The sequence below is a fragment of the Streptomyces sp. NPDC000075 genome, assembly GCF_040301925.1.
GTDB classification, from domain to species: domain Bacteria; phylum Actinomycetota; class Actinomycetes; order Streptomycetales; family Streptomycetaceae; genus Streptomyces; species Streptomyces polychromogenes.
The window spans coordinates 1-14262 of sequence record NZ_JBEPFL010000040.1 but is presented as its reverse complement, the minus strand read 5'-3'; the positions used below and the strand labels follow the sequence as shown (position 1 = coordinate 14262).

The 14262-nt window shown below is 74.2% G+C and carries 11 protein-coding genes; all 11 read left to right on the top strand.

Annotation, left to right across the window (positions count from 1 at the left end; translation table 11 throughout):
* Positions 1-127: 127 nt before the first annotated feature.
* The 11 genes from ABT403_RS33025 to galE all read left to right on the top strand — a co-directional run bounded on the left by ABT403_RS33025 (position 128) and on the right by galE (position 14126).
* Positions 128-616 carry a hypothetical protein gene (locus ABT403_RS33025; RefSeq protein ID WP_425580105.1) on the top strand — a complete coding sequence of 163 codons (489 nt, stop codon included), beginning with the start codon at positions 128-130 and terminating at the stop codon, positions 614-616.
* 9 nt (positions 617-625) lie between these two features.
* Positions 626-1516: a TatD family hydrolase gene (locus ABT403_RS33020; protein ID WP_344151385.1), complete on the top strand. Its 891-nt coding sequence runs from the start codon at positions 626-628 to the stop codon at positions 1514-1516.
* Between the two features lie 286 nt (positions 1517-1802).
* Positions 1803-3476, top strand: coding sequence for a resuscitation-promoting factor (locus tag ABT403_RS33015; RefSeq protein ID WP_351650480.1), 1674 nt, complete (start codon positions 1803-1805; stop codon positions 3474-3476).
* Positions 3473-4390 carry a 16S rRNA (adenine(1518)-N(6)/adenine(1519)-N(6))-dimethyltransferase RsmA gene (gene rsmA / locus ABT403_RS33010; RefSeq protein WP_344168467.1) on the top strand — a complete coding sequence of 306 codons (918 nt, stop codon included), beginning with the start codon at positions 3473-3475 and terminating at the stop codon, positions 4388-4390. The genes ABT403_RS33015 and rsmA overlap by 4 nt, the downstream gene beginning before the upstream one ends.
* Positions 4387-5310 carry a 4-(cytidine 5'-diphospho)-2-C-methyl-D-erythritol kinase gene (locus ABT403_RS33005; protein ID WP_344168470.1) on the top strand — a complete coding sequence of 308 codons (924 nt, stop codon included), beginning with the start codon at positions 4387-4389 and terminating at the stop codon, positions 5308-5310. Before rsmA ends, ABT403_RS33005 begins: the two co-directional genes overlap by 4 nt.
* Positions 5311-5433: 123 nt before the next feature.
* A complete protein-coding gene (locus ABT403_RS33000) occupies positions 5434-6756 on the top strand; it encodes an acyltransferase family protein (RefSeq protein WP_344168473.1) in 1323 nt (440 codons plus the stop codon).
* A 28-nt stretch (positions 6757-6784) separates the two neighbouring features.
* Positions 6785-8584, top strand: a complete 1800-nt coding sequence (locus ABT403_RS32995; protein WP_344168476.1) for an ABC-F family ATP-binding cassette domain-containing protein — start codon at positions 6785-6787, stop codon at positions 8582-8584.
* A gap of 177 nt (positions 8585-8761) precedes the next feature.
* Positions 8762-10372, top strand: coding sequence for a proline-rich domain-containing protein (locus ABT403_RS32990; RefSeq protein WP_344168479.1), 1611 nt, complete (start codon positions 8762-8764; stop codon positions 10370-10372).
* A gap of 38 nt (positions 10373-10410) precedes the next feature.
* Positions 10411-12129, top strand: coding sequence for an outer membrane protein assembly factor BamB family protein (locus ABT403_RS32985; RefSeq protein WP_344168482.1), 1719 nt, complete (start codon positions 10411-10413; stop codon positions 12127-12129).
* A gap of 155 nt (positions 12130-12284) precedes the next feature.
* Positions 12285-13058: a response regulator transcription factor gene (locus tag ABT403_RS32980; protein ID WP_344168779.1), complete on the top strand. Its 774-nt coding sequence runs from the start codon at positions 12285-12287 to the stop codon at positions 13056-13058.
* 108 nt (positions 13059-13166) lie between these two features.
* Positions 13167-14126, top strand: a complete 960-nt coding sequence (galE, locus tag ABT403_RS32975) for a UDP-glucose 4-epimerase GalE (protein WP_344168485.1) — start codon at positions 13167-13169, stop codon at positions 14124-14126.
* The last annotated feature ends 136 nt before the right edge of the window (positions 14127-14262 follow it).

The following is a 14262-nucleotide window of genomic DNA, read 5'->3' as shown; positions in this document are numbered from 1 at the left end:
GACCGCGCACCGGCCGCTTTGAGACATGACTGGCCCAAAGAGAGTCCAACACTGGACAGGGCCTGATGCGCTCCCGCCCGAAGAGGCGTCCACTGTCAATGGCACCAGTGGAACAAGAGGAGCTGGCATGAGTGAGATCGCAGACACCCCGGTACCCGTCCCCGCCGCAGGTCCTGCCGCCGTTTCCACACCCGATGTGCAGACCGTGCACGAGGCCTACTCCTTCGCGTGCATGAAATGCGGGTACGGGTGGGAGCAGTCCTACGCGATCGAGCACCACACCGACGGCAACGGCCAGCCGTTCATCATGTACAAGGTGAACGGCGAGCGGGTGCCCTCCCCGCTGTCCAACCCGACCTGCCTGAACTGCGGCGGCCACGTCGTGCGGATCATGCGGGCCGGCACGGTCTCCCAGGTGAACGCCACCATCGACCGCCTCTACCACCACCGCATCGCCCCCGGGATCGCCGGACCGGTGCCGGCCGGCGAGAACCCCCCGCGCGCGCCGCGCCAGCGCAGGCCCTCGCACGACTCGCCGGGGCCCGTCGCGGTCAACGAACCCGGGCGGCGTCCCGGCCTGCTCGCCCGCCTGCTGGGGCTGCTGCGCCGGTCATAAGATCGGCCCATGAGCCCTAGCCCTTCCTCCGCCGCCGCCAAGGACGCCCCGCCCCCGCTACCCGAACCCCTCCGGGTGGCGGTGGCCGATTCGCACACCCACCTCGACATGCAGTCCGGCACCGTCGAGGAGGGACTGGCGAAGGCGGCCTCGGTGGGCGTCACCACCGTCGTCCAGGTGGGCTGCGACGTGAAGGGCTCGCGCTGGGCCGCCGAGACCGCGGCGGCCCACGCCAACGTCCACGCGGCGGTGGCGCTGCACCCGAACGAGGCCCCCCGCATCGTCCTCGGCGACCCGGACGGCTGGTCGCGCCAGGGCGCCCGGGCGGGCGGCGGGGAGGGCGCGCTGGACGAGGCGCTCGCCGAGATCGAGGCGCTGGCCGCCCTCGGCCACGTCAAGGCGGTCGGCGAGACCGGGCTCGACTACTTCCGCACCGGACCGGAGGGCATGGCCGCGCAGGAGCGTTCCTTCCGGGCCCACATCGAGGTCGCCAAGCGGCAGGGCAAGGCCCTCGTCATCCACGACCGCGACGCCCACGCCGACGTGCTGCGCGTGCTGCGCGAGGAGGGCGCGCCCGAGCGGACGGTCTTCCACTGCTACTCCGGGGACGCCGAGATGGCCCGGGAGTGCGCGGCCGCCGGCTACTACATGTCCTTCGCCGGGACGGTCACCTTCAAGAACGCGGCGCCGCTGCGCGAGGCCCTGGCGGTGGCCCCCCTGGAACTGGTGCTGGTCGAGACCGACGCCCCGTACCTCACGCCGGCGCCCTACCGGGGGCGGCCCAACGCGCCGTACCTCATCCCGCTGACGGTGCGGGCGATGGCGGCGGTGCGCGGCATCGACGAGGACGCCATGGCCACGGCCCTCGCCGCGAACACGGCCCGAGCCTTCGACTACTGACCCGGCTGCCGACCGGCTGCCGGGCAGCCGCTGACCAGCCGCTGACCAGCCGCTGACCGGCTGCTGACCGAGCGCCGGCCGGCGGGTGCACGTGTATGTGGATAAACCCGTGTAACGACATGACGCCATGGCGATGTGCCGACATTTCCGTATGGCCGTGGCGACACCTTCGGTACATCCGTTCGTTCGACACGCTGGGTAGTCGAACGGCTTTGGTGCGTGACGGCCGCTCCCGCTAGGGTGCCGTGCCCGAACCAGCCGGGGCCGGACCAGTGGAGCGAGCGACGTGAGCGATACACAGGGCAGTCACCGCCGTGTCTCCTGGCCGGAGACCGGGCCGGACACGTACACGGATACGGGCCCGGCCGCAGGCCCGGCCGCGGTCCGGGACGCCTTCGACCCCGCCGTCCCCGGCCCCCGCACCGAAGGCCGCCGGGCGCGGCGCCGGGCGGCGGCCGGCGCCGACCGCACCGCCACCTCCCCGGCCCCGGGCGACGGCGCCGCCCCCACCCCGCCCCCCGCCCGCCGGGCCGGCGGAGGCGGCCGCCGCAGGGCCACCGCCCCGGCCACCGCCGCCCCGGCCCCCGCCCCGGCCGAGCCGCCCCCCGCCGCCGCGCCGCCCCCGCCCCCCGCCGACGGCCGCCGCGCCCCCGGCCGCCGCCGCGCCGCACCCCGGCCCGACGCCGCCCCCGCCCCCGCGGGCCCCGACCGCACCGCCCCCACCGGCCGCCGCCGCGCCGCCCCCCGCCCCCCGGCCGACCCCGAACCCGGGCCGCCCGGGACCGCCCCCGCCCCAGCCCCCGCCCCGGCCGACGCCCCCCACGGCCGGCGCCGCCGCACCCGTACCGCCGACCAGGGCCCCGCCGCCCGCGACAGCTGGCGGCGCATCGTCCCCCAGGCCCTCGTCGTCGCCTTCCTCGCCGGCGGCACCACCGCCTTCGTCGCCGCCGACAAGTCCGTCCACCTCACCGTCGACGGCGAACCCCGCACCCTGCACACCTTCGCCGGGAACGTCGAGGACCTCCTCGACGCCGAAGGCCTCGGCGTCGGCCCCCACGACCTCGTCGCCCCCGCCCGCGACTCCGCCCTCGAGGACGGCGAGGAGGTCGTCGTCCGCTACGGCCGCCCCCTGCGCCTGACCCTCGACGGCAGCAGCCGCCAGATGTGGACCACCGCCCGCACCGTGGACGCCGCCCTGCGCCAGCTCGGCGTCCGCGTCGAGGGCGCCTACCTCTCCACCCCCCGCACCGCCCCCGTCCCCCGCACCGGACTCACCCTCAGCGTCCGCACCGAACGCGGCGTCACCTTCATGGCCGACGGCCGCGAAACCACCATCCGCACCAACGCTGCCACCGTGCGGGAAGCCCTCGACCAGGCCGGCATCACCCTGCGCGGCGAGGACACCACCTCCGTCCCCCCGGACTCCTTCCCGCGCGACGGCCAGACCGTCACCGTCCTGCGCATCACCGGCACCCGCGAGGTCCGCGAGGAACGCATCCCCTACGAGACCGAACGCGTCGAGGACGACACCCTGTTCGCCGGCACCGAGGTCGTCGAACGCGCCGGGCGTCCCGGCGCGCGCCGGGTCACGTACGGGCTGCGCACCGTCAACGGCGTCCGCCAGCCCGCCCGCAAGATCGCCGAGGAGGTCGTCCGCGAGCCCGTCAGCCAGCTCGTCAAGGTCGGCACGAAAGCACTGCCGACCTCCGTCGCCGGAGCCGACGGACTCGACTGGGGCGCGCTCGCCCAGTGCGAATCCGGCGGCCGGCCCTCCGCCACCGACGCCTCGGGCACCTACGGCGGCCTCTACCAGTTCGACGTGACCACCTGGCAGGCCCTCGGCGGCAGCGGCCGCCCGCAGGACGCCCCCGCCGGAGAGCAGACGTTCCGGGCGAAGAAGCTCTACGTGCAGCGGGGGGCGAGTCCGTGGCCGCACTGCGGCCGTAGGCTTTACCGGTGAGCACCGCAGAGCAGCAGCAGCCCCACGGGACCCCCGGGACCCCCTCCGACGCCCTCCTCGGGCCGGCCGACATCCGAGAGCTGGCCGCCGCCCTCGGCGTGCGCCCGACGAAGCAGAAGGGCCAGAACTTCGTCATCGACGCCAACACGGTCCGCCGGATCGTGCGCACCGCCGAGGTGCGCCCCGACGACGTCGTCGTCGAGGTCGGCCCGGGCCTCGGCTCGCTGACGCTCGCCCTGCTGGAGGCCGCCGACCGCGTCGTCGCCGTCGAGATCGACGACATCCTCGCCGCCGCGCTGCCCGCCACCATCGAGGCGCGGATGCCGCGGAAGAAGGACCGCTTCGCCCTGGTGCACTCCGACGCCATGCTGGTCACCGAACTGCCCGGCCCCGCCCCGACCGCGCTCGTCGCGAACCTGCCGTACAACGTGGCCGTGCCGGTGCTGCTGACCATGCTCGACCGGTTCCCCAGCATCGAGCGCACCCTCGTCATGGTCCAGGCGGAGGTCGCCGACCGGCTCGCCGCCCGCCCCGGCAACAAGGTGTACGGCGTCCCCTCCGTCAAGGCGAACTGGTACGCCGACGTCAAGCGCGCCGGGTCCATCGGCCGCAACGTCTTCTGGCCCGCCCCCAACGTGGACTCCGGACTCGTCTCCCTTGTCCGCCGCACCGAGCCGGTCCGGACCAGCGCCTCCAAGGCCGAGGTGTTCGCCGTCGTCGACGCCGCGTTCGCGCAGCGCCGCAAGGGCCTGCGCTCCGCGCTCGCCGGCTGGGCCGGCTCGGCCGCCGCCGCCGAGGCCGCGCTCGTCGCCGCCGGGATCAACCCGCTCGCCCGCGGCGAGTCCCTGACGGTCGAGGAGTTCGCCGCGATCGCCGAGCACAAGCCCGCCGACGCGCTGAAGCCCGCGCTGTGAGCGCCGCGCCGCGCACGGCGGTGACCGTACGGGTCCCCGCGAAGGTCAACGTCCAGCTCGCGGTGGGCACGGCCCGCCCCGACGGCTTCCACGACCTGGCCAGCGTCTTCCTCGCCGTCTCCCTGTACGACGAGGTCACCGCGACCGCGACCACCGGCGACGGGCCCACCGTCAGCTGCGAGGGCCCCGACAGCGACCAGGTCCCGCTGGACCGTACGAACCTCGCGGCGCGCGCCGCCGAGGTCCTCGCCGCCCGGGCCGGGATCACCCCCGCCGTCCACCTGCACATCGCCAAGAACATCCCCGTCGCGGGCGGCATGGCCGGCGGCAGCGCCGACGGCGCCGCGGCCCTGCTCGCCTGCGACGCGCTGTGGGGGCTCGGCACCCCGCGCGAGGAACTCCTGGAGATCTGCGCCGGCCTCGGCAGCGACGTCCCCTTCAGCCTGGCCGGCGGCGCGGCGCTCGGCACCGGCCGGGGGGAGCTGCTGACCCCGGTCGAGACGGGCGGCTTCCACTGGGTGTTCGCCGTCGCGCACGGCGGGCTGTCCACCCCGGCGGTGTTCCGCGAGTTCGACCGGCTGACGGAGGGCACGGAGGTACCCGTCCCGCAGGCCTCCCCCGAGCTGCTCGCCGCCCTGGCCTCCGGCGACCCCGACGCGCTCGCGGCCGTCCTGCCGCGCTCCAACGGGCTCCAGCCGGCGGCGCTGTCGCTGCGCCCGGAGCTGGCGGAGACGCTGGAGGCGGGCATCGCGGCCGGGGCCCTGGCCGGGCTGGTGTCGGGGTCCGGGCCGACGACGGCGTTCCTGGTGCGGGACGCCGATGCGGCGGCGAAGGTGGCGGCCGAGCTGGAGGCCTCCGGCACGTGCCGGGCCACGCGGGTGACGGCTTCGCCGGCGGCCGGGGCCACGGTCCTGGCGTAGCCGGTCCCGCCGGGGTGCGGGCGGTGCCGCCGGGGGTGCGGCCGGTGCCGCCACGGGTACCTAGGCCGCACCTGAGTAGCCGCGCCCTGTTGCCGGCCGGGCGCGGCCGCGAGCGTAGGGGGCATGACAGCCAGCGCACGCGACCTCGCCGCCGCCACCCCCGCCACGCGCGACCGGTACGCCGACCTGCTCCGGGTCGCCTCCCTCGGCACCGTCGTCCTCGGCCACTGGCTGATGGCCGCCGTCAGCGCCGACGGCATAGGGAACCTGCTCGCGCTCGTCCCCCCGCTCCAGGTGCTCACCTGGGGACTCCAGGTCATGCCCGTCTTCTTCTTCGTCGGCGGGTTCTCCCACGCCCTCTCCCACCGCTCCCTGGAGCGCCGCGCGGACGGCCGGCCCGTCTACGCGGCCTTCCTGCGCGCCCGGCTGCGCCGCCTGCTGCGGCCCACCCTGGTGTTCGTCCTCGTGTGGGCCGCGCTCGCCCTCGTCGTCCAGCTCGCCGGCGCCGACCGGGGGCCGCTGGCCGGGGCGGCGCTGCGGATGGTTACGCAGCCGCTGTGGTTCATCGGGATCTACCTGGCCATGGTCGCCTTCACCCCGCCCCTGCTGCGGGCACACGCCCGCTGGGGATGGGCCGCCTTCGCCGCCCTGGCCGCGGCCGCCGCCCTGGTCGACGTCCTGCGCTTCGCGCTCCACGTCCCGTACGCGGAGTTCCTGAACTTCGCCTTCGTCTGGCTCGCCGTCCACCAGCTCGGCTTCCTGCGCGCCGACGGCCGCATCCGCCGCCCCGCCCTCCTCGGCGCCGCCGGCCTCGCCGGGGCGGTGCTGCTGGTCGCCGCCGGCCCGTACCCGCTGTCGATGGTGGGGATGCCCGGCGAGAAGGTGTCCAACATGGCCCCGCCCACCCTGGCCCTGCTCTGCCACGGCATGTGGCTGGTCGGCGCCGTCCAGCTCGCCGCGCGGCCCGCCGCCGCCCTGCTCGCCCGGCCCCGCGTCTGGCGCGGGGTGGTCGCCGCCAACGGGGTCGCCATGACCGCGTTCCTGTGGCACCTCACCGCCATGCTCGGCGTGTACGCCGTCCAGCTCGCCCTCGGCCTGCGCCTGCCCGGGCCCGCCACCGCCGCCTGGTGGGCGCAGGTGCCGGTGCGGCTCCTCGCGGCGGCCGTCCTCACCGCCCTCCTCGTGGCCTGCTTCCGCCGCTTCGAGGCACCGTCGCCGGCCGGGAACGCCCCCGGCAGCGGCCCTGCCGCCGCCCTCGGCACCACCCTGGCCCTCCTCGGGATCCTCGGCCTGTCCATGACCGGTCTCGGCGGGCTGCTGGAGGGGCACACCGCCACCCTCGTCGCCCTCCCGGTCACCGCGCCCGCCGCCATCGGCATGGCCCTGGCGGGCGCCTGGCTGGTGGAACGGTCGGCGTCGGCGCGGAGGGTTAGGCTGAGGGGCTGATCCACACCCTTTCCCTGGAGCGCGTCTGATGGCCGTCAATCTGGTCAATGTCGAGGCAGTCAGCAAGGTGTACGGCACCCGTACCCTGCTCGACGGCATCTCCCTCGGCGTATCCGAGGGCGACCGGATCGGCGTGGTCGGCCGCAACGGCGACGGCAAGACCACCCTCATCCGGATGCTCGCCAAGCTGGAGGAGCCCGACAGCGGCCGGGTCACCCAGAGCGGCGGCACGCGGATGGGCGTCCTGACCCAGCACGACTCCCTCGACCCCACGGCCACCATCCGCCACGAGATCATCGGCGACATGGCCGACCACGAGTGGGCCGGCAACGCCAAGATCCGCGACGTGCTGACGGGCCTCTTCGGCGGCCTCGACCTGCCCGGCTTCGGCCAGGGCCTGGACACCGTCATCGGCCCGCTCTCCGGCGGCGAGCGCCGGCGCATCGCGCTCGCCAAGCTGCTCATCGCCGAGCAGGACCTCCTCATCCTCGACGAGCCGACCAACCACCTCGACGTCGAGGGCATCTCCTGGCTGGCCGGCCACCTCCAGACCCGCCGCAGCGCCCTCGTCTGCGTCACCCACGACCGCTGGTTCCTCGACCAGGTCTGCACCCGCATGTGGGACGTCCAGCGCGGCTCCGTCTACGAGTACGAGGGCGGCTACAGCGACTACGTCTTCGCCCGCGCCGAGCGCGAGCGGATCGCCGCCACCGAGGAGGCCAAGCGGCAGAACCTGATGCGCAAGGAGCTGGCCTGGCTGCGGCGCGGCGCCCCCGCCCGGACCTCCAAGCCCCGCTACCGCATCGAGGCCGCCAACGAGCTGATCGCCGACGTGCCGGAGCCGCGCGACAAGTCGGAGCTGATGCGCTTCGCCAACGCCCGCCTCGGCAAGACGGTCTTCGACCTGGAGAACGTCACCGTCACCGCCGGCCCCAAGACCCTCCTCAAGCACCTCACCTGGCACCTGGGCCCCGGCGACCGCGTCGGCCTCGTCGGCGTCAACGGCGCGGGCAAGACCTCCCTGCTGCGGGCCCTCGCCGAGGCCGCCCGCACCCAGGGCGAGACCCAGCCCGCGTCCGGCGAGATCACCGTCGGCAAGACCGTCCGCCTCGCCTACCTCTCCCAGGAGGTCGGCGAGCTCGACCCGTCGCTGCGCGTCCTGGAGGCCGTCCAGCGCGTCCGCGACCGGGTCGACCTCGGCAAGGGCCGGGAGATGACGGCCGGCCAGCTGTGCGAGCAGTTCGGCTTCACCAAGGAGAAGCAGTGGACGCCCGTCGGCGACCTGTCCGGCGGTGAGCGGCGCCGGCTGCAGATCCTGCGCCTGCTGATGGACGAGCCCAACGTCCTGTTCCTCGACGAGCCCACCAACGACCTCGACATCGAGACCCTCACCCAGCTGGAGGACCTCCTCGACGGCTGGCCCGGATCGATGATCGTGATCTCCCACGACCGGTTCTTCATCGAGCGCACCACCGACACGGTGATGGCCCTGCTCGGCGACGCCAGCCTGCGGATGCTGCCGCGCGGCCTGGACGAGTACCTGGAGCGCCGCCAGCGGATGATCGAGGCCGCCGCCCCGGCGCCGGCCCCGGCCGCCGCCGCCAAGTCGACGTCCTCCGGCGACTCGCGCGCCGCGAAGAAGGAACTCCAGAAGATCGAGCGCCAGCTCAACAAGATGTCCGACCGCGAGTCGAACCTGCACGCGCAGATCGCCGAGCACTCCACCGACTACGACAAGGTCGCCAAGCTCGACGCGGAGCTGCGCGAACTCATCTCGGAGCGGGACGAATTGGAGATGCGCTGGCTGGAACTGGCCGAAGAGGCCTGATCCGAGGGGCTCGTACCGCCGGATAACAGGCACGTCACGGGCCGGTCCTCCCTTGGGAACAGGGGTGCGACCGGCCCGTTGCGTACCGGCCACGAGTGATAGAAAGGGTCGGTTCTTTTCGATCTCCGCCGGGTCCCTCCCGGTCCACCGACCGCCTGAAGCCGAAGGTATGCGCTGATGACCGAGCCGCCCCAGCCGCCGAACCAGCCGCCGCCCCCTTCCGGTTACGGCCACCTCCCCGGGCCGCCGCAGCCGGCGTACGGCTACCCGCCCCAGGGCGGCAACCCGTACGCGCAGCAGCCGCCGACCGTCCCGCAGCCGCTGGCCCAGCCGGGCGGCCCCGGCTTCCCGCCGCCCGCCGGCCCGCCGTCCGGCGGCCGCCGCAAGGGCGCCGTGATCGTCGCGGCGGCCGTCGCGGGCGTCCTCGTCCTCGGCACCGGCGCCTGGTTCGCCTTCGCCGGCGACGACGAGCCGAAGAAGCCCGCCGCGCAGGCCTCCGCCCCCGCCGACCCCAAGCCCGCCGGCTCCCCGTCCGTGGACAAGGGCGACGGCAGCGGCAACGGCGCCGCCGAGCAGACCGACCTCAACGCGGGCCGCAAGCCCGGCGAGGACAGGGCGCTGTGGCTCAAGACCGTCAAGATGCAGGGCCCCGGCGCCGGCATCCCCGCCAAGGGCCAGTGGGTGGTCGGCGACACCGTCGTCAAGACGCTCGGCACGACGCTCATCGGCTACGCCGTGACCGACGGCAAGGAGAAGTGGAATCTCGACGTCCACACGGAGATCTGCGCGCTCACCGGCCAGACCGCCGCCGACGGCAAGACCGTCATCGCCGTCAAGGACGGCACCGCCTCCAACGCCTCCTGCACCCAGCTCAAGCTGATCGACCTCAAGGCCGGCAAGGAAGGCTGGACGAAGGCCCTCGACAAGGAGAGCATCTTCGACGGCGGCATCAGCGCCACCATCAGCCTCAGCGGCGACACCTTCGCCGTCAACCGGCTCGGCGGCACCAGCGTCCACCGCGTCAGCACCGGCGACAAGCTTTTCACCGGCAACGTCCCCGAGGGCTGCCAGCCGACCGACTACGCCGCCGGCAACGGCAGGATGCTCGGCATGGCCATGTGCATGGACAACGACCACACGCGCGAGGTCCAGGACGTCGACCCGGTCACCGGCAAGAAGACCTGGACCTACCGGCTCCCCGCGGGCTGGCAGGTCAACGCCGTCTACTCCGTCTCCCCGGCCGTCCTCGACATCGGCAACCGCGACACCAAGCAGCGCGCCGTCATCTCCCTGACGGCCGACGGCAAGAAGCGCGCCAGCATGGGCGCCGAGGGTGACTTCGAGGTGAACTGCGACGGCGGCGGCAGCACCGACGGCCTCCAGTACTGCGGCGACCGGGCCGTCGACGGCGACACCCTCTACCTGAGGGCGACCGCGAAGGACGGCAAGACCAGCGAGATGGTCGCCTTCGACATCGGCACCGGCAAGGCCAGGTGGCGCCACGCCGCCGGCGACAAGCGCACCATCCTCCCCGTCAAGGCCGCCGGCGGTCAGCTGATCGCCTACCTCCACACCGGCTACGACGTGCCCGGCGAGCTCATCTCCCTCCAGGCCGCCGACGGCGGGGCCAAGACCCTGATGCGCCTGCCCTCGGGCCCCGCCGCGAAGATCGAAGCCTCCTTCCTGTCCGCCAAGCGGTCCTTCGAGGACGGCCGCTTCTTCATGTCCGTCGACTCGCTGAACGGCGACGGCAAGGACGAGAAGCTCCTGATGGCATTCGGCAAGTGAACGAGTCCACCGAGCCGCCCACCGAGAGGCAGTAGCAGATGAGTACCCCGCCGCCCCCCAGCCAGCCGCCCGCCGGCGGTTTCGGCGGCCCCCCGCCGCCGCCCGGCCCGCCGCCGGGGCAGCCCCCGGCCGCCCCCCAGGCCCCCGGCACCCCGCCGCCGCCCCCGCAGGCCGCCACGCAGCCCGCCCAGCCGGCCGTGCCCCCGCCCCCCGGCGGACAGCCCGGCTACGGCTACCCCCAGCAGCAGCAGGCCGGCTACGGCTACCCCCAGCAGCCCCCGCAGCCCAGCACCCTCCAGGCCCCGGCCCCGCAGCCGCCGGCCCGCGCCACGGGCGGCTCCAACGACGTGCGCAACCAGCTGGTGATCGTCGGCGCGGCCCTCCTGGCGATGGCCCTGATCATCGGCGGCGGCTTCTGGTACACCTCGGACTCGGGCGGCGGCGACCAGCCGGCCGTCGCGGCCAACGGCTCGCCCGACCCCAAGGCCCCGGCCGTGGCCGGCAGCGAGAAGGTCCCGGCCAACCCCAAGTCCAAGACCCTGGTCAACGTGACCACCCAGACGCCCGCCGACGTGGCCGACGTCAAGGGCTCCTGGCTGACCGACACCACCTACGTCAAGTCCGACCTGGGCAAGGTCGTCGGCTACAACCTCGTCGACGGCGGCAAGAAGTGGGAAATCCCGCTCAACGCCAACGTGTGCGGCGCCACCCGGCACATCTCCGACAACAAGACCGCCATCCTCTTCGAGGAGGGTCCGGCCACCGCCGACCGCAAGTACCCCCAGTGCACCCAGGTCGGCGTCGTCGACCTGAACACCGGCAAGCTCCTGTGGTCCGCCACCGCCAAGTCCGCCACCGGCGGCGACAAGCCGGTGTCCTTCGAGGAGGTCACCCTCAGCGGCCAGACCGTCGCCGCCGGCGGCCTCTACGGCGGCGCCGCCTGGAACCTCGCCGACGGCAAGCCCCTGTGGACCCCCAAGACCGACGCCCAGGGCTGCTACGACCTCGGCTACGGCGGCGGCGACGCCCTCGCCGTCCTGCGCAAGTGCGGCCACAGCGCCGACGAGACCCTCTACGCGCAGGCCCTCGACCCCGTCAGCGGCGCGCCGAAGTACTCGTACAAGCTGTCCGCGGGCATCGAGTGGGCCGGCATCATCTCCACCAAGCCGCTCATCGTCGCCGCCAACGTCGGCAACACCGCGAAGAACGCCACCAACGTCAGCGACCTCTTCGTCCTCGACGACGCCGGCCAGCTCAAGACCCGCATCGGGCTCTCCTCGGGCAGCTACGCGCCCCGCTGCCCGGCCACCGAGGTCGAGCAGTGCACGAACCTCGTCGTCGGCAACGGCAAGGTCTACCTGCCCTCCTACGAGCACCAGGGCTCCTCGCCCACCGGCCGCACCAACGAGATCGTCTCCTTCGACCTGGAGACCGGCAAGGCCACCAGCGACCGCGCCGACGCCGGCGAGAAGTACGTCATGTACCCGCTGCGCATGGACGGGTCGAACATCATCGCCTACAAGGTGCCCCCCTACGACGGGGGCGGCCAGGTCGTCAGCATCGACGGCAAGACGATGAAGGAGACCCTCCTCATGCAGAACCCGCCCGGCACCCGGAGCCTGGAGGCCGGCTTCGCCCCGGACCGCTCCGAGATCCGCTACCGCAACGGGCGCCTGTTCATGGCCGAGTCCCTGGCCAGCAAGCCCTACTCGGACAAGGAGAAGGACTACCTGTTCATCTCCTTCACGGCGAGCTGACGCCCACACGCCCACGCCCGCGCGCCCACGGCGCGCGCAGCCGCGAAAGCCCCCGGCCGGTGCCACCGATCGGGGGCTTTCGCGCGGTAACCACCGCGCCCCGTCGAACAAGCGTGTAGCTTGCCGGGTCAGAAGGATCTGGGGTGGGAGCCTTGATGGGCGTACGCGTCATGGTGGTCGACGAGCACCGTCTGCTGGCCGAGGCCCTCGCCTCGGCCCTGAAACTGCGCGGGCACCGGGTGCTCGCGGCGGCCGCGCCGGCGGCCGGAGCCGCCGAACTGGTCATCAGCCGCGCCCCGGAGGTGTGTCTGTTCGGCACCGCCACCCCCGCGGAACCCGGGGTCTTCGAGCCCGTCGTGCGCATCAAGCGCGAACGCCCGCAGATCGCCGTGGTGGTCCTCGGCCCGGTGCCGAGCCCGCGCGGGATCGCGGCCGCCTTCGCCGCCGGCGCCTCGGGCTACGTACGCCAGGACGAGCGCATCGAAGGCGTCGAACGGGCCCTGGCCAAGGCCCGGGCCGGGGAGGTGGCCATCTCCCCCCAGCTCCTCCAGGGGGCCTTCGCCGAGCTCCTCAACCCCGCCGCGCAGCCCGACGACGAGGGCACCCGGCTGCTGCGGCTGCTGACGCCGCGCGAGGTGGAGGTGCTGGTACGGGTCACCGAGGGTGAGGACACCCGGCTGATCGCCGCCGGCATGGACATCGCGCCGAGCACGGCGCGCACGCACGTCCAGCGGGTCCTGATGAAGCTGGGCGTGGGCTCCCGGCTGGAGGCGGCCGCGCTGGCCGCCCGCACCGGCCTGCTCGACCGCGCCGGCCTGCTCGACCGAACCGGCCTGCTCGACCGCACCGGGCTGCCCGACCGCGCCGCGCCGCCCGTGCCGCGGCAGTCGCAGGAGCCCGGCGGCCGGCCGCAGCCGGCCGCCGGCTAACCCGCCCCGGGCGGCGGTACCCCCGCGATTTTGGCCGGAGGCGCGGAATCCGGTAAGCCAGACACCAGCACGCGCAGTCGCGTGCGTCCGCGAGAGGTAGGAGTACGAGTGAGCAAGTACCTGGTCACCGGTGGTGCGGGATACGTCGGCAGCGTCGTCGCCGCCCATCTCCTGGAGGCCGGACACGAGGTCACCGTCCTCGACGACCTCTCCACCGGCTTCGGCGAGGGCGTCCCCGCCGGCGCCACGCTCGTCAACGGCCGGATCCAGGACGCCGGACGGTACCTGGACTCCTCCTACGACGCCGTCCTGCACTTCGCGGCCTCCTCGCAGGTCGGCGAGTCCGTGGTCAACCCCGGCAAGTACTGGGACAACAACGTCGGCGGCACCCTCGCCCTGCTCACCGCGATGCGCGAGGCCGGCGTACGCACCCTCGTCTTCTCCTCCACCGCCGCCACCTACGGGGAGCCCGCCGAGGGCGCGCTGACGGAGACCTCGGTGACCGCGCCCACCAACCCGTACGGCGCCTCCAAGCTGGCCGTCGACCACATGATCGCGGGGGAGTGCGCGGCGCACGGCCTCGCCGCCGTCTCGCTGCGCTACTTCAACGTGGCCGGCGCCTACAAGGAGTTCGGCGAGCGCCACGACCCCGAGACCCACCTGATCCCCCTCGTCCTCCAGGTCGCCCTGGGGGAGCGCGAGTCCATCTCGGTGTTCGGGGAGGACTACCCGACCCCCGACGGCACCTGCGTGCGCGACTACATCCACGTCGCCGACCTCGCCGAGGCCCACCTCGCCGCGCTGCGCGAAGCGGCTCCGGGTGAGCACCTGGTCTGCAACCTCGGCAACGGCAGCGGCTTCTCGGTGCGCGAGGTCATCGAGACGGTCCGCAAGGTCACCGGCCGGGACATCCCCGAGGTCATCGCCCCGCGCCGGGCCGGCGACCCGGCGGTCCTGGTCGCCTCCGCGCGCACGGCGCACGAGCGCCTCGGCTGGACCCCCACCCGCTCGGACCTCACCGAGATCGTGACGGACGCCTGGAACTTCGCCCGCGGCCGCCGTTCCTGACCCTCCGGCACCGACGGGCCCGCGCCCCCTGCGCCCCCCGTGCGCCGGACCTCCGGCGCACCGCCGCGCCCCCCCCCCCCCCCCCCGGGGGGGGGGCCCGCCCAGGGGAGAGGGGCGGGGTGGGGAAAAGGGTGGT